The organism is Kribbella sp. VKM Ac-2569 (assembly GCF_004216905.1).
GTDB lineage: Bacteria > Actinomycetota > Actinomycetes > Propionibacteriales > Kribbellaceae > Kribbella.
Map to the genome: position 1 here is coordinate 436,920 of NZ_SGXJ01000006.1, position 23,201 is coordinate 460,120.

At 67.9% G+C, this 23,201-nt stretch carries 27 protein-coding genes and 1 riboswitch; of the genes, 12 read left to right on the forward strand and 15 right to left on the reverse strand.

All coding sequences use genetic code 11. The annotated features are described in order from the left end of the window. The first annotated feature begins 55 nt into the window (after positions 1 to 55). Positions 56 to 1,960, forward strand: coding sequence for a penicillin-binding transpeptidase domain-containing protein (locus tag EV649_RS36180; protein WP_130388191.1), 1,905 nt, complete (start codon positions 56 to 58; stop codon positions 1,958 to 1,960). A gap of 63 nt (positions 1,961 to 2,023) precedes the next feature. Beyond that, on the forward strand, positions 2,024 to 2,353 hold the full coding sequence (locus EV649_RS36185) for a zf-TFIIB domain-containing protein (RefSeq protein ID WP_130388192.1): 330 nt from the start codon (positions 2,024 to 2,026) through the stop codon (positions 2,351 to 2,353). On the opposite strand, the gene EV649_RS36190 is transcribed toward EV649_RS36185, so the two are convergent. Then, a complete protein-coding gene (locus tag EV649_RS36190) occupies positions 2,350 to 2,760 on the reverse strand; it encodes a PaaI family thioesterase (protein WP_241999108.1) in 411 nt (136 codons plus the stop codon). The two genes, EV649_RS36185 and EV649_RS36190, sit on opposite strands and share 4 nt — an antisense overlap. Before the next feature lie 56 nt (positions 2,761 to 2,816). Between EV649_RS36190 and EV649_RS36195 the strand changes: the two genes are divergently transcribed. The 5 genes from EV649_RS36195 to EV649_RS36215 all read left to right on the forward strand — a co-directional run bounded on the left by EV649_RS36195 (position 2,817) and on the right by EV649_RS36215 (position 7,320). Then, the gene (locus EV649_RS36195) at positions 2,817 to 3,287 is read left to right on the forward strand and encodes a GNAT family N-acetyltransferase (protein WP_130388193.1); all 471 of its coding nucleotides are present in this window, start codon (positions 2,817 to 2,819) and stop codon (positions 3,285 to 3,287) included. A 273-nt stretch (positions 3,288 to 3,560) separates the two neighbouring features. Beyond that, on the forward strand, positions 3,561 to 4,583 hold the full coding sequence (locus EV649_RS36200; RefSeq protein ID WP_130388194.1) for an ATP-binding cassette domain-containing protein: 1,023 nt from the start codon (positions 3,561 to 3,563) through the stop codon (positions 4,581 to 4,583). Beyond that, positions 4,580 to 5,392: an ABC-2 family transporter protein gene (locus tag EV649_RS36205; RefSeq protein WP_130388195.1), complete on the forward strand. Its 813-nt coding sequence runs from the start codon at positions 4,580 to 4,582 to the stop codon at positions 5,390 to 5,392. The genes EV649_RS36200 and EV649_RS36205 overlap by 4 nt, the downstream gene beginning before the upstream one ends. Continuing rightward, positions 5,389 to 6,210 carry an ABC-2 family transporter protein gene (locus tag EV649_RS36210; RefSeq protein WP_130388196.1) on the forward strand — a complete coding sequence of 274 codons (822 nt, stop codon included), beginning with the start codon at positions 5,389 to 5,391 and terminating at the stop codon, positions 6,208 to 6,210. Before EV649_RS36205 ends, EV649_RS36210 begins: the two co-directional genes overlap by 4 nt. An 18-nt stretch (positions 6,211 to 6,228) precedes the next feature. After that, positions 6,229 to 7,320, forward strand: coding sequence for a DNA polymerase IV (locus tag EV649_RS36215; RefSeq protein WP_130388197.1), 1,092 nt, complete (start codon positions 6,229 to 6,231; stop codon positions 7,318 to 7,320). Between the two features lie 372 nt (positions 7,321 to 7,692). Here the strand turns inward: EV649_RS36215 and EV649_RS36220 are convergent, their stop codons facing one another. From EV649_RS36220 to EV649_RS36230, 3 genes are read right to left on the reverse strand one after another with little or no spacing between them, the layout of a single operon-like run. Further along, positions 7,693 to 8,679, reverse strand: a complete 987-nt coding sequence (locus tag EV649_RS36220) for a phosphotransferase (RefSeq protein WP_130388198.1) — start codon at positions 8,677 to 8,679, stop codon at positions 7,693 to 7,695. A 10-nt stretch (positions 8,680 to 8,689) separates the two neighbouring features. Then, the gene (locus tag EV649_RS36225) at positions 8,690 to 9,532 is read right to left on the reverse strand and encodes an amidohydrolase family protein (RefSeq protein WP_130388199.1); all 843 of its coding nucleotides are present in this window, start codon (positions 9,530 to 9,532) and stop codon (positions 8,690 to 8,692) included. Between the two features lie 19 nt (positions 9,533 to 9,551). After that, entirely contained in the window at positions 9,552 to 10,643 is a 1,092-nt protein-coding gene (locus EV649_RS36230; protein WP_241999109.1) for a mandelate racemase/muconate lactonizing enzyme family protein, read from the reverse strand. A gap of 151 nt (positions 10,644 to 10,794) precedes the next feature. Between EV649_RS36230 and EV649_RS36235 the strand changes: the two genes are divergently transcribed. Genes EV649_RS36235 through EV649_RS36250 form a run of 4 tightly spaced genes read left to right on the forward strand, consistent with a single transcriptional unit; the run spans position 10,795 to position 13,378 of the window. After that, on the forward strand, positions 10,795 to 11,499 hold the full coding sequence (locus EV649_RS36235) for a GntR family transcriptional regulator (protein WP_130388200.1): 705 nt from the start codon (positions 10,795 to 10,797) through the stop codon (positions 11,497 to 11,499). Between the two features lie 10 nt (positions 11,500 to 11,509). Beyond that, positions 11,510 to 12,361 carry a fumarylacetoacetate hydrolase family protein gene (locus EV649_RS36240; RefSeq protein ID WP_130388201.1) on the forward strand — a complete coding sequence of 284 codons (852 nt, stop codon included), beginning with the start codon at positions 11,510 to 11,512 and terminating at the stop codon, positions 12,359 to 12,361. Positions 12,362 to 12,394: 33 nt separating this feature from the next. Then, positions 12,395 to 12,997: a class I SAM-dependent methyltransferase gene (locus EV649_RS36245; RefSeq protein ID WP_157996379.1), complete on the forward strand. Its 603-nt coding sequence runs from the start codon at positions 12,395 to 12,397 to the stop codon at positions 12,995 to 12,997. Between the two features lie 9 nt (positions 12,998 to 13,006). After that, positions 13,007 to 13,378, forward strand: coding sequence for a VOC family protein (locus EV649_RS36250; protein WP_130388203.1), 372 nt, complete (start codon positions 13,007 to 13,009; stop codon positions 13,376 to 13,378). Positions 13,379 to 13,381: 3 nt separating this feature from the next. Here the strand turns inward: EV649_RS36250 and EV649_RS36255 are convergent, their stop codons facing one another. The 9 genes from EV649_RS36255 to EV649_RS36295 all read right to left on the reverse strand — a co-directional run bounded on the left by EV649_RS36255 (position 13,382) and on the right by EV649_RS36295 (position 19,731). Beyond that, the gene (locus EV649_RS36255; RefSeq protein ID WP_241999110.1) at positions 13,382 to 13,762 is read right to left on the reverse strand and encodes a hypothetical protein; all 381 of its coding nucleotides are present in this window, start codon (positions 13,760 to 13,762) and stop codon (positions 13,382 to 13,384) included. Continuing rightward, a complete protein-coding gene (locus EV649_RS36260; RefSeq protein WP_130388204.1) occupies positions 13,759 to 14,997 on the reverse strand; it encodes an alpha/beta hydrolase in 1,239 nt (412 codons plus the stop codon). Before EV649_RS36260 ends, EV649_RS36255 begins: the two co-directional genes overlap by 4 nt. A 66-nt stretch (positions 14,998 to 15,063) precedes the next feature. After that, entirely contained in the window at positions 15,064 to 15,450 is a 387-nt protein-coding gene (locus EV649_RS36265; RefSeq protein WP_241999120.1) for a hypothetical protein, read from the reverse strand. Between the two features lie 55 nt (positions 15,451 to 15,505). Beyond that, a complete protein-coding gene (locus tag EV649_RS36270) occupies positions 15,506 to 15,877 on the reverse strand; it encodes a hypothetical protein (protein WP_130388205.1) in 372 nt (123 codons plus the stop codon). Beyond that, a complete protein-coding gene (locus EV649_RS36275) occupies positions 15,874 to 16,980 on the reverse strand; it encodes an alpha/beta hydrolase (protein ID WP_130388206.1) in 1,107 nt (368 codons plus the stop codon). The genes EV649_RS36270 and EV649_RS36275 overlap by 4 nt, the downstream gene beginning before the upstream one ends. A 63-nt stretch (positions 16,981 to 17,043) precedes the next feature. Continuing rightward, positions 17,044 to 17,604, reverse strand: coding sequence for a histidine phosphatase family protein (locus EV649_RS36280; protein ID WP_130388207.1), 561 nt, complete (start codon positions 17,602 to 17,604; stop codon positions 17,044 to 17,046). After that, complete coding sequence (locus EV649_RS36285) at positions 17,601 to 18,356, reverse strand: CbtA family protein (RefSeq protein WP_130388208.1); 756 nt, start codon at positions 18,354 to 18,356, stop codon at positions 17,601 to 17,603. Before EV649_RS36285 ends, EV649_RS36280 begins: the two co-directional genes overlap by 4 nt. Positions 18,357 to 18,360: 4 nt before the next feature. After that, the gene (locus tag EV649_RS36290) at positions 18,361 to 18,558 is read right to left on the reverse strand and encodes a CbtB domain-containing protein (RefSeq protein ID WP_130388209.1); all 198 of its coding nucleotides are present in this window, start codon (positions 18,556 to 18,558) and stop codon (positions 18,361 to 18,363) included. A 57-nt stretch (positions 18,559 to 18,615) separates the two neighbouring features. Beyond that, positions 18,616 to 18,682, reverse strand: a riboswitch (cobalamin riboswitch). Positions 18,683 to 18,795: 113 nt separating this feature from the next. After that, on the reverse strand, positions 18,796 to 19,731 hold the full coding sequence (locus EV649_RS36295; protein WP_130388210.1) for a nucleotidyl transferase AbiEii/AbiGii toxin family protein: 936 nt from the start codon (positions 19,729 to 19,731) through the stop codon (positions 18,796 to 18,798). Positions 19,732 to 20,709: 978 nt separating this feature from the next. Here EV649_RS36295 and EV649_RS36305 point away from each other — a divergent pair. Continuing rightward, positions 20,710 to 21,351, forward strand: a complete 642-nt coding sequence (locus tag EV649_RS36305) for a LysE family translocator (RefSeq protein ID WP_130388212.1) — start codon at positions 20,710 to 20,712, stop codon at positions 21,349 to 21,351. Here EV649_RS36305 and EV649_RS36310 read toward each other — a convergent pair. Next, positions 21,341 to 22,705 carry an MFS transporter gene (locus tag EV649_RS36310; RefSeq protein ID WP_130388213.1) on the reverse strand — a complete coding sequence of 455 codons (1,365 nt, stop codon included), beginning with the start codon at positions 22,703 to 22,705 and terminating at the stop codon, positions 21,341 to 21,343. The two genes, EV649_RS36305 and EV649_RS36310, sit on opposite strands and share 11 nt — an antisense overlap. A gap of 38 nt (positions 22,706 to 22,743) precedes the next feature. Further along, complete coding sequence (locus EV649_RS36315; RefSeq protein ID WP_130388214.1) at positions 22,744 to 23,109, reverse strand: DUF1304 domain-containing protein; 366 nt, start codon at positions 23,107 to 23,109, stop codon at positions 22,744 to 22,746. Positions 23,110 to 23,201: the final 92 nt, after the last annotated feature.

The following is a 23,201-nucleotide window of genomic DNA, read 5'->3' on the forward strand; positions in this document are numbered from 1 at the left end:
ACACGCCGAAGACTGTGCCCCGGTGTCCATCCGTCATCGTGCGAGAGTTGGGATTGTGAAGCGAACCACTGCGATCGTCTGCCTGAGTAGTCTGCTGATCACCGCTGGTTGTTCGGACAGCAAGTCCGGCGGCGGCGGAGGGAAGTCCGGGAGCGACGAGCAGCAGGCGTCCGGTGCGGTCATCAAGCAGTTCGCCGACGCCTGGGTGAAGGCGTGGTCGCCGAACGGGAAGCCGGACGCGGCCGGGGCGCTGACCGACAACCCGACGGTGTTCGCCAAGCGCCTCGACGACGTCGACAGCGCGCTGGTCGCGAGCACCGTGACGGTCACCCCGCAGGGCGACCCGAAGTGCACCGACGGCAACTGCACGCAGGAACTGGCTGTCGAGGCGCAGTTGCGCGGTATCGGCGCGATGAAGTGGACCAGTACGGCGACCGCGGCGAAGACCGGCGACGCCTGGAAGGTCAAAGCCGCGGGCGACACGATCTACCCCGGCCTCGGCGACGCCAACTACCTCAAGCGGGTCCGCGCGCTGCCGGCCCGGGCCTCGATCCTGGACCGCAACGGCGTCGCCCTGACCGCGAACCGGCCGGTCGTGATCGTCGGCGTCGCCGCGGGCACCAAGGCCACCGCAGCGACGTACGCCGCGTTCACGAAGTACCTCGACGTCGACGGCGCGAAGCTCGCCGTACGGGCGAAAGCCGCGCCGGCCGGGCAGTTCGTGGACGCGATCACGATCCGGGCCGAGGAGTGGGAGGCGCTCCGGCCGACGATGAGCAAGCTGCCCGGGGTGCTGACCATGGGCGGCACGCAGTCGCTGCCGCCGACCTCGACGTTCGCCCGGTCGCTCATCGGCACCATGAAGACCGCGACCGACGAGACCCTGAAGAACGCGGGCCCGACCGCGTCGGCGCAGGACCAGGTCGGCACGACCGGCCTGCAGTACGCGTTCCAGCAGCAGCTCGCCGGTACGCCGGGCGGCACGGTCGCGCTGCGGGACGGCAAGACCAAGCTGACGCTCAAGACCGTCTTCACCCAGAAGGGGACCGCCGGCAAGCCGGTGAAGACCACCCTGGACACGAATATGCAGAAGGCCGCCGAGGCCGCGCTGGCGACCAGCAAGCTGCCGGCGTCACTGGTCGCCGTCCAGGCGTCGACCGGTCAGATCCTCGCCGCGGCGAACGGGCCGCAGGTGGCCAGCTACAACCGCGCCTTCCAGGGCCGGTACGCACCGGGTTCGACGTTCAAGATCGTCACCTCGGCGGCGCTCCTGGGCAGCGGACTGACCGCCGCGACGCCGCTGCCGTGCACGAACACGATCAACGTGTTCGGCAAGACGTTCAAGAACTACGACGCGCTGGCGGCGTACGGCAACGGCACGATGCAGCAGGCGTTCAACCAGTCCTGCAACACCGCGTTCATCTCGCAGCACGCGCGGCTGCCCAAGGACGGGATGACGAAGGCCGCGGCGATGTTCGGGATCGGGCGGGACCTGAACCTGTCGATTTCGGCGTACGGCGGCCAGGTGCCGGCGCCCAAGGACGACGTCGAAGAGGCCGCGTCGATGATCGGCCAGGGCACGGTCACCGCGAGCCCGCTGGCGATCGCGCTGGTCGCCGCGACGGTCGACCACGGTACGGCGATGAAGCCGGTGCTCGTACCGGGTAAGGACGCCGCCGGCGCTGCCGCCTCGCCGTTGCCCGCGGCAACTGTCGCGGCGCTGCGGACGTTCATGCGCACGACGGTCACCGGCGGTACGGGGAAGGTGCTCGCCGGCAACGGAGCGGTCGCTGCCAAGACAGGTACCGCCGAGGTCGTCGCGAACGGCAAGGTGACCACCAACGCGTGGATGGCCGGCTACCGCGGTGACGTGGCGTTCGCGGTCATCGTGGAAGGCGGCGAGTCGGGCTCGCACACCGCCGGCCCGATCCTGAAGACCTTCCTCGGCAGTTTCAAATGAGGACTTCCTGAGAGTTCGCTGAAAGCGCGCCGTGACGGGGAAATCGTCACTTAGGGTTGCCGGATGGAGAGCTTGGTTTGCCCTAAGTGCCGCGGCGCGATGCGGACGTACGAGCGCAGCGGGATCACCGTCGACCAGTGCGGTGACTGCCGCGGCATCTTCCTCGACCGGGGCGAGCTGGAGCGGCTTGTCGACGCCGAGGCGCGGTTCAACGCCCCGCAGCAGGCGCAGCAATCGCAGCAGCCTCGGTACGAGGAGAAGAAGCGGTACGACGACGACCGGCGTTATGACAACGACCGGCGCGACGACGACCGGCGGTACGACCCGCGGTACGGGAACCAGCACCCGCACAAGAAGAAAAAGAAGTCGTTCCTGGAAGACCTCTTCGACTAGCGGGCGATGATCGTGCCCTGGGCGATCGCGCACAGGGTCGACGTACCGGCGTCGTCGAGCGTCGTGAGCTCGCAGGTGCACGTCGCCTGCCGCCTGCTCGAATACGCGACCTTCGCCTCGGCCCGGAGCAGGATGCCCTGGGCCGGGCGGAGGTAACTGATCGTGAAGCCACCGGTCAGCACCTCCGGGCCGAGCGCCGTACCGCCCGCGAACGTGAGGGCGTTGTCGGCCGCGTAGCCGAGTACGCCGCCGTGCAGGAAACCGTTCTGCTGCAGGAGATCCGGCCGGATGTCCAGCTCGAGCGTCGCGCCGCCGTCCCCGAACGCGGTCACCCGGGCCCCGACCAGCACGCTGAACGGCTGGGTCGCCAACAGCTTCTGCGCCATCTCCAACGTCAAGTCCGCCACCCGCGGCACGATATGCCAGTTGGTGCCAGACCTGGTGTCCGGGCGGGTTTATGGTCATGGTCGTGACGACGCCACCGGTGATCCTCCGCCCGATAACCGACAGCGAGTACCCGAGCTGGATGGAGCGCGCCGCCGCCTCGTTCGCGGGCGGAGTCGGGCCGGCCCGCGGGCTGACCCCGGACGAAGCGCTCGCGCTCGCCTACGAGGAGACCGAGCGGCTGCTGCCGGAGGGCCCGGCCACCGACCAGCAACTGATCTGGATCGCGGTCGCGGACGACGAGCCGATCGGCAGCCTCTGGATCAGCACCAAGGCGAAAGTGCCGTTCATCTACGGCATCGAGGTGGACCACGCGCACCGCGGCAAAGGGTACGGCCGGGCGATCATGCTGGCCGGCGAGGAGGAGTGCCGTCGGCTCGGCCACACCCAGCTGGACCTGAACGTGTTCGGCGACAACGGTACGGCGATCCGCCTGTACGACTCGCTCGGCTACACGGTGATCTCACAGCAGATGCGCAAGGCGCTCTGAAAGCCGAAAGTCGGTGGACGGCGCTTTCCGTCGCGTCTTACGGTGGTCGGTGGCAGCCGCACGTCGGAAGGACCCACAGGGAGCGATGTCGACACGTCGTCGAGATAAGGGTTGATATCCGTTCAACCCCCGCGGTCGGACCGGACCGCGTAGCCGGGACGGACCACAGCGTCCGCCTGGCCGATCTCACGTGGCGTGAGCGGCCTGCGCTCTGCGCGTTTACGCGTTGACGCTGCCCGGTCCCGACACTCTCTCGAAAGCGGTGCATTGCACGTGACGCCTGTTCACGACTTGCCGCCTGTCATCGCGGCACACGATCTGACCAAGACCTACACCTTCCACCAGCAGCGCGCCGGACTCGGTGGCGCACTGAAGAGCCTGGTGAAGCGCAAGTACGAGACCCGGCTCGCCGTCGACCGGGTCACCTTCTCCATCGGCCGTGGCGAGGTCGTCGGCCTGCTCGGCCCGAACGGCGCCGGCAAGACGACCACGCTGAAAATGCTGTCCGGCCTCCTCTACACCACGTCCGGCGACCTGCAGGTGCTCGACCACACGCCGTCGGACCGCAAGCACGACTACCTGCGCCGGATCGCGCTCGTCATGGGCCAGAAGACGATGCTGTGGTGGGATGTTCCGGCGATGGAGAGTCTCCTGCTGCACAAGGACATGTACGGCCTGTCCACCGCGGAGTTCGACCGGAACGTCGCCGAACTTGCCGAGCTGCTCGAGGTCGAGCACCTGCTGAACGTGCAGGTCCGCAAGACCTCGCTCGGTGAACGCATGAAGCTCGAACTGATGGCCGCGCTCGTCCACGGTCCGGAGATACTGTTCCTGGACGAGCCGACGATCGGCCTCGACGTGGTCGCGAAGGCACGGGTCCGCTCGTTCCTCGCCGACGTCAACAAGCTTCGCGGTACGACGATCCTGATCACCAGCCACGACATGGACGACATCGAGGCGCTCTGCTCGCGGGTGATGATCATCGACCACGGCCGCCTGCAGTTCGACGGCGGTCTGGACGACCTCGTCCGTACGGCGCAACCACGCAAGCTCGTGCGCGCGACGTACGCAAGTCCAGTCGAGGCCGACCAACTGAACGGGCTGGACGGTGTGAGCGCGGTCGAGGTGTCCGGGCCGACGGTGAAGCTCGAGGCGGATCGGGAGCGCGCCGGATTCGTGATGGAGCAGCTGACCCGGCTCGGCCCGCTGGTCGACCTCGACGTCGCGGACGCCGACATCGAGGACATCATGCGCGACCTGTTCCTGCGCCGCAGCACACTCGGGGACGCGCCGTGAACGCGCTTGTCCGCAATCTCCGCGTCGTACGGCGGATGACGGCGGCCGATATCGCGCAGCAGTCCGTGTACCGCGGCGCGTGGATCATCTTCATGCTGGCGAACATCTGCATGCCGATCATCTCGTTGCTGATCTGGCGGACGGCGCTCGCGAGCGGGGCCCAGTTGCCGGTCGACGAGCGGTACATCACGACGTACTTCGTGCTGCTCGGAGTCGTCACGATGGCGACGTCGTCCTGGATGGCCGGGTTCCTCGCGCAGGACATCCGGCTCGGCAAGCTGTCCAGCTGGATGATCCGGCCGGCGTCGTTGCTGGCCGGGTTCGTCGCGAACAACCTGTCGGAGAAGTTCCTCAAGCTGTTCGCGCTGGTGCCGATGATCGGCATCGTGTGGTGGATCTTCCGCGACTCGATGAACATCCCGGCCGGCCCGGGCCGCTGGGCGCTCTTCGCGATCAGCATCCTGCTCGGGGCGATGCTGGTGTTCACGATCGACATCCTGATCGCGTCGCTGGCGTTCTGGATGGACGACGTGAGCGCACTCGTGCAGGCCCGCGTGATCATCGCGAGCGTGCTGTCCGGTTCCGTCGTACCGCTGGCGCTGATGCCGGAGTGGTCGCGGGGATTCGTCGACCACCAGCCGTTCCGCTACACGGTGTCGTTCCCGGTCGAGATCGTCGCCGGTCAGCTGACGGGGCCCGAACTCCTTGCAGGGCTGGGATTCCAGCTCGGGTACGTCGTGGTGTTCGCGGCGATCACCCGACTCGTCTGGTCCGCGGGGATCCGTGCGTACTCGGCGGTGGGCGCATGAGCACGCTCGATCGGACGTGGTGGCACAAGCAGTGGCGGCATCTGCGGTTGTGGCGGCGGTTCTTCGCGCAGGCGGTGGTTCGGGAAACTCATTTCCGTGCGCATTTCCTGACCACGCTGCTCGTCGGGCTCGTGCAGCTCGGGCTGGGGATCGTGCCGACATTGTTGCTGTTCGGGTTCACGGCCGAGTTGCACGGGTGGTCGCGGGCCGAGGTGATCGCGCTGGTCGGTGTGTTCCAGATCGTCACCGGGCTGATGGCGACGTTCGTCGCGCCGAACCTGAACCGGATGACGACGTACCTGACCGAGGGTGAGCTGGACGGCGTCCTGCTGCGGCCGGTGTCGAGCCAGTTCTACCTGACGCTGCGGTGGATCAACGTCGCGGAGCTCACGAACGTCGCCAGCGGCGTCGCCGTCCTGGTGATCGGGCTGGTGCAGGCCGATCTCAGCCCCGGAGCGGGGCAGATTGTGCAGGCCGTCGTACTCGTCGGCACTGGGTTGGTGCTGCTCACCGCGGTGTGGTCGGCGATGTCGTTCCTGGCGTTCTGGCTGCAGTCGGTGAACCCGATCGGGTTCGTGTTCCTCAACCTGATGGAGGCCGGGCGGTACCCGCTGGTGTTCTTCCCGGTCGCGGTGCGGACGTTCCTGACGTTCGCGTTTCCGGTGGCGTTCGCGACGACGTTCCCGGTGCGGGCGCTGGCGGGCGATCTCGGCTGGGGAACCGTCGGAGTCGGGGTCGGCCTCGCGGTGGTGGCGATGCTGCTGGTGCGGTTGCTGTGGCGGCGCGGCCTGCTGACGTACTCCAGTGCGTCGAGCTGATGTGGTTACCTGTCAGCTATGAGCTGGTGGCTCCTGCACGTGGACATGGATCAGTTCATCGCGGCCGTCGAGATCCGGCGGCGGCCTGAGCTCCGTGGGCTGCCTGTCGTGGTGGGCGGGTCCGGCGACCCGACCCAACCACGGCAGGTGGTCGCCACCGCGTCGTACGAGGCACGTTCGTTCGGCGTGCATTCCGGGATGCCGGTGCGGGCGGCGTACAAGAAATGCCCGGACGCCGTTTTCCTTCCGACGGATCCGGCGGCGTACGACGCGGCGTCGGCCGAGGTGATGGACACGCTGCGGTCCTTCCCGGTCGTCGTCGAGGTCTGGGGCTGGGACGAGTGTTTCGTCGGCGCGGAGACCGACGACCCGGAATCGCTGGCTGCCGAACTGCGGGCGGCTGTCGGGTCTCGCACCGGGCTCACATGCTGCGTCGGTATCGGCGACAACAAGACCCGCGCCAAACTCGCGACCGGGTTCGCCAAGGAGGAACGCTCGCACGCCGAACCCTTCGAGGGCGCCGGCCCCGCCACTGGGATCTACCGCCTCACCGCGGCCAACTGGCGCGAGGTGATGGACCACCGCCCGGTCCGCGACCTCTGGGGCATCGGCCCGCGGATGGAACGCAACCTCAACGAGCTCGCCGTCACCACGGTCGCCGAACTCGCCGCCGCCGACCTGGACGTGCTGAAGAAACGCTTCGGCCCCAAAATGGGCACCTGGTACGCCGCCCTGGGCCGCGGCCTCGGCGACACCGAGGTCACCGACGTACCCCGCGAACCCGTCTCCCGCAGCCACGAGGAAACCTTCCCCGAAGACCTTGCCGATCGCGCGGGCGTAGAACGCGAACTCCGCCGTATCGCCCTCGAGGTCACCCGCGAAGTCGTAGCCGAGGGCCGCACCATCCAACGCGTCTCGGTCAAGGTCCGCTTCATCAACTTCTACACCCCGATCAAGAGCCGCAAACTCAAATCCCCCACCCAAGACCCCGACGTCATCGCCACCACAGCCCTGTCAATCCTCGAAAAGTTCGACCTCAACCGCCCCATCCGCCTCCTCGGCGTCCGCGTCGAATTCGTCCAACCGGTGCCTGAACGAGCCGCCGAATAACTTTGTTCAAGGCGCGCCCCTTCGACCGAAATACCGCGGTCATCCACGTTTCCTCGAGTTCCAGCGGCCAACCAAACGCCACGACTCGAAGCGATCCCCCCGCAAGGCAGGCATGCCGCGACAGCCGGGGTCATCCCCTCGTGTGCAGGGTTCTCCCCTCGCCTACCAGTAGAGAACCCCCAACTGGAGGGGATAACCCGCCGGCTGGGTCGCTCATCAGCCGGGGTGACGGGGGCGAGTCGGGGGCGTGTGGGGACAGGCGGTGGTGACTGGGGACAGGAAATACCAGGTGCCGACTCACCATTGCCTGTTGCACAACCCCGGATCTGGCTGGTCGCCACCCGCTCCGGCAGCTGCGGCTGATCGCGTCGCTCAGCGGAGTTGGGCCAGAACCTTTGCCAGGGCGTCGTAGCTTTCGTGGACGGCTTTGGGGTTGTTCAGGCGGTGGCGTTCGAGGCGGATTGCGGCTAGGTGGCGGGCCTCGTAGATGCGGGCTCGGTGGGCTGCGGCAGGCGTGAGGTCGAGGGCGCCGTACGACTGCCAGAAGGCTTCGCGTTCGTCGTTCTTCGCCTGGGCCATGCGGATGGTCCAGTCCGCGGCGGGGTCGCCGAACTCGGTTCGGTCGAAGTCGAGTACGCCGGAGATCAACGGTTCGGGAGCGTTCGCGTCGAGGAGGCAGTTCACCGTCCACAGGTCGCCCGTCAGCAGCCGCGGCTCGCGTACTTCGTCCAGCGTCGCGCGCCCCTGCGCAGCGAGCTCGGCGGCCTTTCGTACGTCGGCGCCGTCGAGACCCGCTTGCTCCAGGTCGTCGGCGATCTGCGTGAACGATGCGATCACCGCCTCGCTCCAGGACGCGTACGACGGCCCGGCCACGCGACCGAAGTACGGCCCGCGTACGTCGTGCACGGTCCGGGTGATCGCGCCGAGTTGGCGGAAGAACGTCGTACGGCCGGATCGTGGATAGCGGCCGAGGTGCTCCGGCGCCGGAACGCCTGCCAGGCAGGTCTGGATCATCCAGTCCCGGTCGACGATGTCGTGCGACCAGTCCACGGCCAGCACCTGCGGCATCAAAGGCGCAATCGCCGCCAGCCAAGGAACGCTCGCATACTCGTTCCGCATCAGGTGCAGCTCGGACCCGAACTGCACCGCCTCCCGCGGCGCCGCCCGCAGAATCACCGCGTCGATGCTCCCAGCCAGCTCCACCCGGTAGACGCTGTTGTACCCCCCGAGCCCCAACTCAACGGCCCGCACCGCCACGACGCCAGAACCGAACGCCCGCCGGCAAACCGCCTCGATCTGCGCGGCGGTCAGGCCCCGCTGAAACGCGTCCGCCGCGCGCTCGATCGCCCGAAGGTCCACGTCCGCCGCCTCAGGTGAGGTTGTAGGTGCGGGTGGCTGTGGTGTTGAAGACGGCCTGTTGGTCGGATGCGGAAAGTGTGGACGTGAGGGTTTCCGCGGTGGCAACGACGTCGGCGTACGACGCGGCGAGGAGGCAGACCGGCCAGTCCGAGCCGAACATCACCCGGTTCGGGCCGAAGGCTTCCAGGACGGTGTCGGCGTACGGCTGGAGGTCTTTAGGGCTCCAGCTGGCCCAGTCGGCCTCGGTGACCATGCCGGAGAGTTTGCAGGTGACATTGGGGAGGGCCGCCAGCTCGCGGAGTTGGGTGGCCCACGGGTCCAGCGGCTCGCCGATAACGGGTTTGGAGATGTGGTCGACGACGAACGTGAGCTGCGGGAGGTTGCGGACAGTCTGGATCGCGGCGGGAAGGTGCGGCGTCTTCGTGAGGAGGTCGTACGCGAGGCCGGCGTCTGCAACGGCAGCCAGACCACGTTGTACGTCGGGACGCAGCAGCCAGTCGACGTCAGGCTCGTCATGGACCTGGTGGCGGATCGCCTTCAGGTACGAGCCGTCCGGACGGGCCTGGAGCGACGCCAGCGTGTCAGCGACGTCGGCAGCGGTCAGGTCGACCCAACCAACCACGCCCACCACGAGATCGTTGCCAGCGGCAAGCTCCAGGAATTCGACTGTTTCCGCAACCAGGCCGACGGTTTGCACGAGCACGGTTGCACTCACGTCGGCGGCCGCGGCGAGCGGCGCCAGGTCGGCGAGCGAGAAGTTGCGCCGGATCGGATCCAGCTCCGGTCCGACCATCCACGACTGCTCGCGGACGGTCAGGTCCCAGACATGGTGGTGTGCGTCGACCCTGCTCATGCTGGTGTGGTCCCTTCACTCAGGCAACGCGCCGATCGTCGATGGCATCAGCATTCCAGTCGATCCCCAGACCGGGTACATCGGGCGCGACCGCGTGCCCGTCGACGACGGTCATCTCGGACCGGGTGATCGCCCGCAGTTGTGGGATGTGCTCGACGTACCGCCCATTGGGTACGGCGGCCGTGAGGCTGACATGCAGCTCCATCAGGAAATGCGGGCACACCTCGAGGTTGAACGTCTCGGCCAGATGCGCCACCTTCAGCCACGGCGTGATCCCGCCGACGCGCGCCACGTCCACCTGGACGATCCCGGCCCCGCCTGCAGCGACGTACTCCCGGAACTGCGAGACGGAGTACAGCGACTCCCCCACGGCGATCGGGATCGACGTGGACGCCGCCAGGTGCACGTGCCCCGTCAGATCGTCGGCCGGCAAGGGCTCCTCGAACCAGGACAGGTCTACCGCCTCGAACGCGGCGGCACGCCGGCGAGCCTCGGGGTACGTCATCGACTGGTTGGCGTCGACCATGATGTCCAGCCCGGGCCCGACCGCGTCCCGAACCGCCCGCAGCCGCTCCACGTCCTCGTGCAGCCGCGGCTTCCCGACCTTGAGCTTCACACCTGGCCAGCCGGCCTTCTGTGACGCCAGTGCGCCGGCGACCAGCTCATCCGTTGACAGGTGCAACCAGCCGCCCTCCGTGTCGTACAACGGCACCCGCTGCCGGTAGCCACCGGCCAGCCGCCACAGCGGCTCACCGGCCCGCTGGCACCGCAGATCCCATAGAGCGGTGTCAACGGACGCCAGAGCGAGTGAACTGATCGCACCAACAGTCGTGGCATGCGTGGACCAGAACAGGTCGGACCAGATTGCCTCCACGTTGCGGGCGTCCGCACCGACGAGTCGCGGCAACAGGTGGTCCCGCAGCAAGGCGAGCACGGCTGTGCCACCGGTGCCGATCGTGTACGAGTACCCGAGCCCGGTCAGCCCGTCGGATGTCGACAAGGAGACGAAGATCGTCTCCTGCTTCAGGAAGGCCTGGACGGCGTCGGTGCGGACCGTCTCGACCTCCAGGTCGACCAGGTACGCCTCGGCCCGGACGATCGCAGAGCTCACCGATTTCCTCCAAGATCCTATAGGATATTGCGTACCTGATGCTCCCGCTTCACACTGGACCCGTCAAGACGGACTGCGAGTCGGGCAGAATGAGGCCCGGCGTTGGAGTAACACAGCGTGGCAGAGCACAGTGCGGGAGGAGCGGGCGAGAGTGACGGATGCGCACGTGGGCCTGGCGGGGCAGCTCGCCCGCCTGCCGCAGCGACAGGTGCTGAGTGACGACGTCTACGAGACGGTCAAGGGCCTGATCATGGACAGCGTGGTGGAGCCGGGCACCCGGTTGAACATCGATGCGCTGACCCGTGAGCTGGGCATTTCACAGACCCCGATCCGGGAGTCGCTGGCCCGGCTGGAGTCCGACGGCCTGGTGATCAAGGAGCCGCTGCGCGGGTACCGGGTGTCGTCCCGGCTGACCCGCGACGAGTTCGACGACCTGTTCGAGTACCGCCTGCACATCGAGCCGTGGGCGGCCGGGCGTGCCGCCGAGCGGTCGGGCGCCGACGACCTGGCGCGGCTCAAGGCGGAGATGCTCAGCTACACCGACGTACCGGATCGTCCGTCGTACGAGAGCTATCGGGCGATGGCCGCGCACGACCAGCGGTTCCACGACCTGGTTCTGGAGCTGTCCGGCAACGAGACTGCGCGGCTGTCCTTCCAGCGGACACACTGCCACCTGCACCTGTTCCGGCTGTACTACGGTGGCGGCATCGCGACGAAGGCGTTGCGAGAGCACAAGGCAGTGGTGACCGCCGTCCGTAAGGGCAACCCGGAGGAAGCGGCCGCGGCGATGCGGTCACACATCGAGGCCTCCCGCGCCCGGCTGCGGCCCATCTTCGACAAGATCGATCCGTCCTAGGGAGACATTTGTGGAACTGCTGCGCCTCGGCGCGGTCGGCGAGGAGCGCCCGTACGTGCGCGCCGCCGACGGCACCGTTCACGACCTGAGCCCGCTCACCGCCGACATCGACGGGGCATTCCTCGCCGCCGACGGCATCGCCCGGACCCGCGCCGCGCTCGAGGCCGGAGAGCTGCCGGTGGCCGTCACCGAGGGACTGCGGGTCGGCGCGCCGATCGCACGGCCGGGCGCCGTGGTCTGCATCGGGCAGAACTACGCGGCACACGCCGCCGAGTCCGGCGCCGAGCCGCCGAAGCAGCCGATCGTCTTCTTCAAGCACCCGAACACGGTCGTCGGCGCGTACGACGACGTACTGGTGCCGCGCGGCTCCGCGAAGACCGACTGGGAGGTCGAGCTCGCGGTCGTCATCGGCAAGGAGGCACGGTACGTCGAGACCGACGAGGACACGCTCGCGTGCATCGCCGGGTACGCCGTCTCGAACGACGTGTCCGAGCGCGCGTTCCAGATCGAGGTCTCCGGCGGCCAGTGGTCGAAGGGGAAGTGCTGCGAGACGTTCAACCCGCTCGGGCCTTCTTTGGTTCCGGCTGACGAGGTCTCGGACGTGCAGAACCTGCAGCTGAAGTCGTTCGTGAACGGCGAGCCGCGGCAGGACTCGAACACGCAGGACATGATCTTCTCGGTGGCGGCGCTCATCCGCGACCTCTCGCAGTACATGGTGCTGAGCCCTGGCGACATCGTGAACACCGGCACACCGGAGGGCGTCGCGCTGTCCGGCCGGTTCCCGTACCTGTCGCCCGGCGACACGATGGAGCTCGAGATCGAGGGCCTCGGCCGCCAGAAGCAGTCCCTCGGCAAGGCCTGAAAACTGTCCCCGGCCGGCCTTAGGGTCGGCCGGGTGACCGACTACCTCACCGACATCAGCACCTCGTACGACAACGTCGCACCGTCGTACGCCGAACTCGTCGTGACCGGCGCCGACTGGGAAGACACGGCCTTCGACCTCCTCGCCGAGCTCTTGCCCGGCGACTCGAGGGCCGTGCTGGATGTCGGGTGTGGACCGGGGCGGACGACCGGACTGCTGGCTGCGCGGGAGCTGCAGGTCGTCGGGATCGATCTCTCGCCCGGGATGATCGAGGTCGCCCGCCGCGACCACCCGGAGCTCGACTTCCGCGTCGGCTCGATGACCGCGCTCGACGTACCGGCCGACTCGGTCGCCGGCGTTGTGTCGTGGTGGTCGATCATCCACCTCCCCCGCGACGTCGTACCGCAGGCGTTCGCCGAGTTCCATCGCGTGCTCAGCCCCGGCGGCGTCCTCCTGATGGGTTTCCACGTCGGCGAGGAATCGAACCACAAGACGTCCGGGTACGGCGGCCATCCGATGAACATCTACGTCCACCGCTGGACCGGGCACGCCCTCACCGAGATCGCAGTCGCCGCGGGCTTCACGCCGTACCTGGATCCGGAAATTCCCGAGGACCGGCTGTTCTTCCGGAAGTAGCCTCTGCGCATGACTTCTCGCGTGCGTACGGTGACGTTCGATGCCCACGACCCCTACGAGATCGCCGGCTTCTGGCTGCAGGTCCTGAAGGCCGAGCGTCCCGACGACGACCTTCCCGGCGAGCCGTACGCCTCGGTCCCGACCGACGGCCTCACCGTGCTCTTCGAACAGAACAACGACGAGAAGGTCGTGAAGAACCGCGGCCACCTGGACCTCGAACCCGACGGCCCCCGCGACGAGGAAGTCGCCTGGCTCCTCACTCTCGGCGCGACCATCGCCCACGACCACCGCAACCCGGACGGCACCGGCTGGGTCACCATGCAGGACCCCGAAGGCAACGAATTCTGCGTCCTCCGCAGCGCCGCGGAACGGCGGGCCTGAGGCTTATGCCGGGATCGACGGGGTTTCACCGGAGAGGGTGAGACGCCATTCGTTGTCCCAGGCGTGGATGGTGACCTGGAAGCCGTCGCGTTCGGCGGTGGCTCGGTGGTGGCCGTTCTCGACCGGCGCGACGACGGCGTGCCAGCCGCGGGCAGTCAGGGCTGCGACAGCGGCGGCGAGTTCGCCGGCCGGGTCGGTGACGGACGGGTCGCCGTTCTCGACGGTGATCGAGCAGATCGTGTCCGGACCGCTGCCGTCGGACAGTACTCCGGGGTTCACCGGGCCGACGTCGTGGGTAACGACGCCTTCGTAGCCCGGAACGGCGCCTGCCGCCGCCGCGAGGAGCTCCGCGCGGAGGAAATCGCGCGCCTCGGTCAACGTCATCGTTCGGGTCCTTCCTGCGTGCGGGAGCGTCGGGTGCTTTCCAGGACGGTCTTCCTCGACGGCGTCGAGGCGACCGTGCGCAGCGTCGCGAGCCCGTCGAACACCTTCGAGATCGGTACGGCCGCCTTGGACTGCCCGAGCGTACGTAACGGGCCCGCCCAGGACGTGCCCAGCACTCGGCTCTCCTCTGCGGGCGTCGTGCGGGCCGCCAGCGTGATCGCGTCCAGGTCGCCGCGCACGATCCGGCCGACGTTGGTCATCGACTCGCTGTTCTTGTTGAAGTAGCCCATGTGCCCGGTGATCTGGACCCGCTCGTTGTCGGTCTCGATCCGCACGACGTCCGGAAACGACGCCGGATCCGGCCCGTGCTGTTCGGCGTACGACACGTAGTCCCCGCGCGACCGTGCCACCGCGAAGAGCTCAGTGCCGGGCGGTGTCATCTGCGCGGCAGAGGTGACGCGCGGGTCGGCTCCGGGGCTGCCGGTCAACAGGTACCGGTGCGCGCGAGCCCGTTCGAGCATCGCCCGGGAGACGACCTGGGCGCCGTAGCTGTTCCCGATCAGCGTGATCTTGGCGTCCGGCGCGACGACCGCGAGTCCTTCCTGGAAACGGCACAGCAACGGCGCGGCCGCACGAGAACTCTCGGTGGATCTGCCCTCGGTCAGCCCCAGCGGCGCGTGATACCCGAGCCACACCACCGTCGCCGTACCCGGGCCGGCTTCCTCACCGATCTCCTTCGCCCGCACCGACTGCGAACGCACGCGCTCCAGGTCGTTGTTCATCCCCGGCACCAGTACGGCGATGTTGCGGGCGGTCCGAAGGTCGCCCTGCACCTCGATCATCCGGCCTTGCCCCTCGGGCTCGACGAGCAGGAACTGCCGAGGTACGTCGACCTCGACCCGTTTCCCGTCGGCGTCGACATCGAGGCGTTTGCCGGCCGGCTGGAGCATCTCGTTGATCGTCACCAGCCGCCGGCGCTGCGCAAGGGTCGCTTCCCGGCTCTCGACCAACGCGTGTAGTCGCTGCTGTGCGGCCACCAGGATCAGGTGGTTGGCCCGGTACCGCAGCTCGGGCGGCGCCCCCTCCAAGGGTCCGACCTGCTCAGGACGACTCTCCGCCAGGGCCTTCGCCGTCTCGCTGGGGAGCGACCGGAAGAAGGTGTCGACCTCGCCGACCGCCCGGTCGTGCGGCAGGTCCCGCACCCGCAGGATCAGCGCATCGAGGTCCTCGGACATCGCTCACCTCACGAGACACTGGGACAAACGCTTGCCAGTGCATCGTAGGCGACAGTACGGATCCCCCTACAGATCGTCGACGTACGGCGTCTGGCCGGTGAGGGTCAGGCGCCAATCGGTGGTTTGCGCGCTGACGGTGAGGTCGTAGCCCTGGCGGCGGGCGGTCAGTTCGTGGCGGCCTTCGGCGGGCTCGGAGACGGTGACCTTCCAGCCGCGGGACTCGAGGGTTTCGGCGGCGAAGCCGATCTGAGCCTCGGGGTCGGGCGTGGTGGTGGGGTCGCCGGTCTCGACGGTGATCGTGCAGACCGACTCCGGGCCGCTTTCGTCGGACAGTGCGCCCTGGCCGACAGGGCCGACGTCCTGGGTCACCGTCGGTGTCTGGTCGGGTACGACAATCGCCGCCACCGCGAGGAGTTCCGAGCGGAGGTAATTGCGAGCTTCGGTCAAGGTCACGCTTCCGTGATACACCGTGCAGCCAAGCGCCGCGAGGACACGCCGCGTTTCGGTCTCAAGAAACGACAGGAGTCTCCCCGGTGAACGTTATCCGCCAGTCCGCAGACCACGCGTGGACGGCGACCTCGAAGCCGTCGCGGCTGGCGGCGACCCGATAATGACCGTTCTCCGGAGGTACGACGTCCGCGGTCCAGCCGCGGGCGCGCAACGCCGCGGCCGCAGCGTCGACGGCGGCCGCCGGGTCCGGCGACTGCGGGTTGCCGGTCTCGACGGTGACCCTGGAGACGGTGGCCGTCCCGCGGCCGTCGAACAGTACGCCGGGATTCACCGGCCCCGGGTCGTGCGTCACGACCGGCCGCTGATCGGGTACGACGGCCTCAGCCACCGCCAGCAACTCGCTCCGCAGGAACTCCCGCTCGCCCGTCATCGCTGCCTCCCTTCCGAGCCTCGTCCTGCGCCGTTCGACCGCCCTGAAGCGGTTTGTCCGGCGGCCGCTCCGGCCGACTCCTTCGACGGTTTTGTGAGGGCCACAACACCGTCGTACACCTTGGACGCCGCCCCGGCGACAGCGTTCAACGGGCCGCCCCACGACGTGCCGAGGAGGAGCTTGGTCTCGGCGGATCGGCTTGTGTTCGTGGTCGTGATCGACATCAGATCGCCCCGGACCACGCGCCCGATGTTGCGGAGCGACTCGCTGTTCGGCCGGTAGTACTCGTTGTGCCAGTGCACCGACACCGGGTCGTCGCCGACCCGTGGATCGCTGGTCGCCATCCGGATCGCGTCCGAGAAGTTCGCCGGATCGGGTCCGTGCCACTCGGTGTACGAGACGTAGTCCCCTGGGGCGCGCTCGGTGTACAGCCGGGTCGGCGGCTGCACGAAGTCGGCGGCCTCGTCGACGTACTTCGCGATGCCCGGCGAGCCCGTCATCACCAGCCGCTTCGGCCGGGCGCCCGCCATCACCGCCTGCGCGGCCACCTCGGTGCCGTACGAATGCGCGACCAGCGAGACGTCCGCGTCCTCGGCCTTCAGCTCGTCGACCTCGTTCAGGAACTCCGCGAGCCGCGGCCCGGCCTCGATCGCGGCATCCTTGCTCGCGGCCTGCACCAGACCCTGTGGCGAGTCGTAGTCGAGCCACACCACGACCGCCGTACCCGGGCCGGCCTCCTGCTTGATCAGGTCACCGCGGTCCGACTGCCCGCGGAACGTGTCCAGGCTGTTCCCCATCCCGGGCACCAGCACCGCGATGTTCTTCGCCGCCTGGAGATCGCCGAGGACCTCGACCGCGCGGCCCTGCCCCTCGGGATCGACCTTGAGGAACTGCCGCGGCCGTTGAACCTCGACGACGTTGCCCTCGGCATCGACGTCGCTGACGGTGACCGGGGTGAGCAGCTCCTTGACCGTGTCCAGCCGCTTCCGCTGATCGTCACTCGCCGTACCGCCGTCGACGGCGGCCTGCAGCCGGTCGCGAGCCGCGACGAGCACGGCATGGTTGGCACGGAACCGTTCGGCAAGCTGGTCGGACTCAGGCATCGTGACTCCCCGTGACAGCCGGTCACCTGGGCGTGCAACCGGGCCAACCGCAGTTTGTCAGGCCTAAGGTGTCAAGGCCAGCGACCAGTTGCCCGAGTGGTACAAGAGGTTGACCGTGGCCAAGGGGCGTACGTCGATGTGTCGCAGCGACTCCGCCGGCGCGTCGACGACGTACAGGACGATCGCGCGGACGACCGCCGGATGGACGACTGCCAGCGTCGAGCCGTGCTCTCGCGCCGCCAGATCGCCCAGCCAATCGGCGACCCGGGCGAGCACGTCGTTCTCCGTCTCGCCACCCGGCGTGGCGGTGTGCGGCCGCTCGAGCCACGCCGCCACTCGCGACGGCTCAGACGCGAGCAGTTCCTCCAGCCCGCGTCCGGCCCACTCGCCGTACTCACGATCCCGCAGCGCCGGCTCCACCACCGGGTCGAACCCGAGTACGGCGGCCGTGCGTACGGCGGCCTGCTCCGGCCCGGCGTACACGGCATCGGCAGACAACTTCAGCCCCCGCGCCGCCTCGACACTCGCCGGGTCCGGCCCGGCGTCCCCACCGAGCACGAGTCCGCGCAACGCGGGCGTCAGGGCATGCGCGAGCAGGGTCAGAGACTGGGGTGGTGCGGTCAAGCGGCAGCTACCTTCGATCGGATCGGCCGGCGGTCCACCGCGACCGCATACCCGAATCCGAGCAGGAGCCACAGCGTCGCCTGCGTACCGAGCGAGGCGAACCGGAACTGCCACAGCAGCGTAGCGGGGAACGTCTCCGGAACCTCGTTGATCCGCGGCAGAATCAGGTACGCCGCCGCCACGGTGACGACCAGCCCGACGACACCCCCCGCGAGCCGGGCGACCTCGCCGTACCGCGAAGCCCACCGCGACAGCGCGACTCCGGCCCAAACCGCGAGCAGGCCGATCACCAGGGTCAGGAGATAGGTGACCGTACGGCGAGTGATCGTGTCCGGATCACCGACCGCAGGTGGATTCGGCGGGTACTTGAGGAACGGGACCAGCACGATGCCGACGAACCCCGCCGCGGCGAGTCCGAGCGCGGCGTACGCGTCGTTCCCGGTCCTGAGCTTCCGGCGGAGCAGCGTGAACGCGACGGCGAACAGTCCGCCGAGCGCAACGCCGTACAGGCTGGTGGCGAGGAACAAGCCGGCCCGCTGGCCGTCACGGCTGACGAGCGGCTCTTCCTCTTCGGCGGCAGGCTCAGTGCTGTCGCCATGGTCATGGGTGTGCGCGTGACCGCCGGCCTCTTCGATCGCGATCGCCGCGTCGACACGCGGCTCGCCCAGTACATAGGCGAACGTTCCGGCCAGCAGGCCGGCGAAGAGTCCGACGATCAGTCCGCGCACCAGGAGCGATCCGAAGGTGCGCATGTCGTTAGTGACAGGGGACGCCGAGAAGGTGGCGACCGTCGTGCATCAGCTCGTGCAGGTACATCCCGGACCGGGACACCGCACCCTGGTCGAACCCGACCAGATACGCGAGCAGGAGCATCACGCCGACGCTGAGCAGCGCGGCGGCGAGAAGCTTGGGAGAAAGAGCCGGTACGGCGACCGACTGGGCAGGAGCTGCCATCTGAACTGAACCTCCTGGGGAAGTGCGCGTCCCCTTAGAAAGGCTGCGAGTGCCCGAGCGTCCTGACTTACGAGCCGAAACTCGATCACAGTGGCGCGGCCGCGCCGGCTTCTCACCGGCTTCCCTCATGGCACCGCAGGTTGACCCTCGAACCGTAGGGGCCCGCCCACCCCCCGGTCAACGCACCACGGCGCGCCGGTGACCTATCCCACCTCCGCCCGCGAACCGGAGACGGACCTACTGCCAGGAGCGTTTGTCTGGATTCCAGGTGCCGTTGGTTCGACGGCCGTTGAGGATCTCGCTCAGGCAGGTGTCGCAGAACGTCAGGGCTGCGTTCAGGTCGCAGTACTCCTGCGGGTACTGCGCGAACCCTGCGGCGGACCGGGGAAAGCCGGCGACCCAGGCTTCGCTCGGCGCTTGGACATTGACCGGCAGTTCCATTTGGCGACGCCCCGCCTCCCGTTGAAGAACCGTCGACAGCCGGCCGGCATCGAACGGGATCGCTGCAACGATCCGGACGACGTCGGCCAGGTCGCGGTAGCGCGTTGATGCCTCGTCACCGTCGTCGCCGTGCAGTTCGTAGAGGGCGCAGATCTTGTCAGCCAGGTGATGTTCGATCGGGGTAGTGGGGACCGCTGGGAGGTCACGCAGGGTCTCGTGATCGATGATCGGCTTCAGCGGCACCTGGTCAACCGGTGCATCGAGGTGTCGCCGTGTGCTCAGATCGATGCTGAAACTCTCGAACTCTTGACCGCCAAGGCGGACTCGAGCCTTGACTTTGGCGGTTTCGATGCCGTAACCGTACGGGTCAGCTTCCCGATGTGTGGTGACTGCATACAGCTCGAACTCGAACGGGTCGCCGTGGTGCGGTCGGCTGGAAAGCTGCCGGAGTTCGGACAATGCGTCTTCGAGACTGGTCCACGGTTCCTCGCGGGCCAGGTCGACATCCTGGGTGAATCGGCCGCCGCCGGTTCGGATCAGCAGAGCGTTGCCACCCAGCAGCACCCAAGGAGCATCGGAGTTCTGGAAGATGCGGCTGAGGAAGATCGTGAAGATGTACTGCTTGCGGATCGGATCAGCTGCGACGCCGCGGCTCTTGGCCTCGTTGGCCAGTTTGGTTCCCAGCGACTGCCTCAGGCGGTTCGCTTCCAACTGGGTCAGCGGTTGCGCCATCGTCGGCCTTCCTGTTCTGCCGAGGGGCGGCAGCTGCTTGTTCGTGCGGGTGATGAGTCACTGAGAGGTCGAGGTTCGGCGCTAGTTGTCGGAATTGCTTGGCAACGGCTTGGCGGACGAGATCGTTGAGCTCAGGCGCGACTGATCGGAGGAACTCCTCCTGCAACTCGGGGGCCATCAACTCCACGATGTGAGTGTCAGGTCGGTAGCCGGTTGCTTTCAGCAAGTCGGCGAGCAGAGCGTTCCCGTCGGGGGATCCGAAGCGCCCCGCCGCTGACTCGAGTGCCTGTACGAGAGTGCTGGAAGCGATGTTGTGGGTAGTGAGAGCATCTCGGACCACATTGGCGAGGTGGTCGAAGTCGGTACCTCCCGTTGCCAGGTCTCTAACAGTGCGGGCAACGGTGGTCACCGGTAGCCCGTTGACCCGGGTGATGCCTTCGTCCGGCAAGTTGCGTTTGCGGTACCGGGTGTCCGGCTGCGTGGTCTGCCGCCGTACCGCGGTAGTGAACTCGTACTTGGAGGGCAGTAGGTCGCCGAGCCCATGCACGGCTGCCGCTGACTCACCAGACACAACAGCCAGCGGCTGGTTCCCCAACGGCCGACTAGCGGTGGCCAGCCAGGCTGCACGCAGGCCTTGCAACGGTCCCGCGTCGGCGGAGGGAAGCGCGTAGACGCCATGGCGTACCCGTTGCACGGTGCCATGGTTGGCAAGGCGGGACAGGTGCATCTTGGACAGGCCTGCCTCATGCGCCTGGGTGGTAGTCACCAGTCCCCACTGGCTGGAACCAAGAACCTCCAGCGTCTCCAACACATCGACCGCTCGCATAAACTCACCTCCTCACGCTTTGATAGTAACATCTAAACGTTACTTTCAAAGCACAGAGGACAAAGTCGGTTACTTTACAAGCACCCTACCCTGGTGAGCCCTGCGGCGACGAGGCGCTCGCAGCCTGGGATGCGGTCCCTTACTCTGAGGAGATGCCGTCTGCTCAGCATTTGTTTGCGTTTGCTGTTACTGCGTTCATCATCATCGTTGTGCCGGGGCCGAGTGTGTTGTTCATCGTCGGGCGGGCGCTGGCGGTTGGGCGGCGGGAGGCGGTGTTGACGATGGTGGGGAACACGCTCGGCGCGGCGGTTTTGCTGGGTGGGATCTCGGTCGGGCTCGGGACGCTGATCGCTGCGAGTGCGGTGGCGCTGACCGTGGTGAAGCTCGTTGGTGCGGCGTACCTGATCTATCTCGGGGTGCAGGCGTTTCGTTCGCGGAAGTCGTTGGTCGACGCGATGCGCGGTACGGCGAAGCCGAGCACTACCCGGCGGACCATCCGGCAGGGGTTCCTGGTGGGGGTGACGAACGCGAAGACGGCGGTGTTCTTTGCTGCTGTGCTGCCGCAGTTCGTCGACAAGGGGGCCAGTGCACCGGCGTGGACGCAGATCTTGGTGCTCGGGCTGATCTTCATTCTGATCGCGCTCTGCTCGGACAGCGTCTGGGCGTTCGTGGCCGGTACGGCGCGCGAGTGGTTCGCCCGCTCACCCCGCCGGCTCGAACTGGTCGGCGGCACCGGCGGCCTCATGATCATCGGCCTCGGCGCCAGTATCGCGGTCACCGGCTCTAAGGAGTAGCGGTACGGCGGCCTGCGGGTACGCCGAGGAGTGCTAGTAGGGCCGGGAGGCCGAAGGCGACCAGGTAGGCCAGTACGGCGGAGTGGGGTTCCATTGCGGCGAACAGCGAACCGCCGATCGCGAGGATCGTTGCGGTCGACAACGAGTCGCTGAGTTGCAGGGCGGAGCTGTTGGCGCCCTGCTCGTCGCGTTCGGAGTACTCCAGGACCAGCACCGACAGGGTCGGGAACACAGTTCCCATGCCCAGGCCGGTAAGGCTCCAGCCGAGGATGCCGACCAGTACCGGCACCTCCGGGTTGAGCGTCAGTGCAGCCGTGACGATGCCGACCAGGATCGCGAGCATGCCGGCCTGCAGGAAGACCGCGTGGGAGAACGGCTGGTTCGGCCGGCCGCGGTACCACGACGCAGCGGACCAGCTCAGCGCGCTGACCGTCAGTACGAGACCGGCGAACGCCGGTGACAGGCCGCGTTCCCGGGTGAGCATCAACGGCAAGAACACCTCGGCGCCGAACCCGGAGGCCGCCACCAGCCCGCGCAGTGCGACCACCGACGGCAGCCCGCGCCCGAACGCGAACGTCCCGGATGGCAACAGCCGCGGCCCGAACGCGATCACCCCTGCCAAACCGACCAGGAGCAGCACGATCTGTACGACGCCACGCTGCTGCCCGCCGTAGTGCAGCAGCCCAACACCTACAGCGGCCGCGACTGCCCACAGCGCCCGCTTGTCCCACAGCTTTCCCGGACGTATGTCGTACGCGCTCCCGCGAGCCAGACCGGGACGCATGACGAGCGCGGCCGGGATCGCGATCGCCGGTACGGCGAGGAACACGAGCCGCCAACTGGAGTGCTCGACGACCAAGCCGGCGATCGCGGGACCGACTAGGGACGGTACGACCCAGCCGGTCGCGAACGCGGCGAAGATCCGCGGGCGGAGGCGGGCCGGGTACAGCTGACCCACGACGACGTACAGCGCGACCGTGAGCAGGCCGGAGCCGAAGCCTTGGATGATGCGGCCCGCGACGAGGATCTCCATCGACGGCGCCAGGCCCGCGATCAGCAGCCCGGCCAGGAACCACGCCGTACCGTGCCAGAGCGGACGGGTCGGGCCTTTCAGGTCGCTCCAGGTGCCGGAGACAACCATCGCGACCACACCGGAGGCGAGCGGGCCGCCGAACGCGAGCGCGTACAGCGGAAGGCCGTCGAGCGCCTGCGCAACGGTCGGCATCGCGGTCGCGACCGCCAGGGACTCGAACGCGACCAGGGTGATCAGCGCGACCATCCCGACGGTCAGTGCGCGGTACTGCGGTGAAAGGACGCCGCCTGTCTCAACAGTTGGCTCGGCAACGATGGTCATGACGACGACCATCGTTGCTCAAGTGCACTTTAAGTCAACTAGAGAGTCGCAGCGAGAACGAGCGCGAGGATCGGCGGCACAGCCTGGGTGGCGGCGGCACGGAGCATGCGACGGTCGGAGGCGAGGAGCACGATGCCCGCGCCAGCCATGCACGCGCAGGCGAACAGCGCGATCGCGTGACCCTTGTCGCCGCCCCAGATCAGCCCGCCGAGCGCACCGATCGCCAGGAACAGGTTGTAGAAGCCCTGGTTGAACGCCCACGGCCGAGCGGTCTCGACCTCGGTGTCCTTCACCAGGAACCGCCGGTAGGTGCTCGGCTTCCGGAACAGCACGCTTTCCATGGCGAACACGACCACATGGAACACACCCGCGACGACGACGAAGATCTGCGCGATCACGCTCATGCGTTTCTCCTATGTCAAGCCGCGGCTGCGAGGGTGGTTCTCGCGGTGGGTTGGTCGGTAGTGAGGTGGTTGAAGACGATGCGGGCGAGGCG

Bases quoted from the DNA above. Each gene is read 5' to 3' on its own strand.
- EV649_RS36255 (WP_241999110.1), bottom strand. From the start codon at position 13,762: ATGACGTTGACCGAGGCGCGCGATTTCCTCCGCGCGGAGCTCCTCGCG.
- EV649_RS36315 (WP_130388214.1), bottom strand. From the start codon at position 23,109: ATGAGCGTGATCGCGCAGATCTTCGTCGTCGTCGCGGGTGTGTTCCAT.
- EV649_RS36290 (WP_130388209.1), bottom strand. From the start codon at position 18,558: ATGGCAGCTCCTGCCCAGTCGGTCGCCGTACCGGCTCTTTCTCCCAAG.
- EV649_RS36215 (WP_130388197.1), top strand. From the start codon at position 6,229: ATGAGCTGGTGGCTCCTGCACGTGGACATGGATCAGTTCATCGCGGCC.
- EV649_RS36310 (WP_130388213.1), bottom strand. From the start codon at position 22,705: ATGACCATCGTTGCCGAGCCAACTGTTGAGACAGGCGGCGTCCTTTCA.
- EV649_RS36225 (WP_130388199.1), bottom strand. From the start codon at position 9,532: ATGAGCAGGGTCGACGCACACCACCATGTCTGGGACCTGACCGTCCGC.
- EV649_RS36195 (WP_130388193.1), top strand. From the start codon at position 2,817: ATGGTCGTGACGACGCCACCGGTGATCCTCCGCCCGATAACCGACAGC.
- EV649_RS36285 (WP_130388208.1), bottom strand. From the start codon at position 18,356: ATGCGCACCTTCGGATCGCTCCTGGTGCGCGGACTGATCGTCGGACTC.
- EV649_RS36185 (WP_130388192.1), top strand. From the start codon at position 2,024: ATGGAGAGCTTGGTTTGCCCTAAGTGCCGCGGCGCGATGCGGACGTAC.
- EV649_RS36275 (WP_130388206.1), bottom strand. From the start codon at position 16,980: ATGCCTGAGTCCGACCAGCTTGCCGAACGGTTCCGTGCCAACCATGCC.
- EV649_RS36260 (WP_130388204.1), bottom strand. From the start codon at position 14,997: ATGTCCGAGGACCTCGATGCGCTGATCCTGCGGGTGCGGGACCTGCCG.
- EV649_RS36210 (WP_130388196.1), top strand. From the start codon at position 5,389: ATGAGCACGCTCGATCGGACGTGGTGGCACAAGCAGTGGCGGCATCTG.
- EV649_RS36295 (WP_130388210.1), bottom strand. From the start codon at position 19,731: ATGGCGCAACCGCTGACCCAGTTGGAAGCGAACCGCCTGAGGCAGTCG.
- EV649_RS36305 (WP_130388212.1), top strand. From the start codon at position 20,710: ATGCCGTCTGCTCAGCATTTGTTTGCGTTTGCTGTTACTGCGTTCATC.
- EV649_RS36250 (WP_130388203.1), top strand. From the start codon at position 13,007: ATGACTTCTCGCGTGCGTACGGTGACGTTCGATGCCCACGACCCCTAC.
- EV649_RS36270 (WP_130388205.1), bottom strand. From the start codon at position 15,877: ATGACGGGCGAGCGGGAGTTCCTGCGGAGCGAGTTGCTGGCGGTGGCT.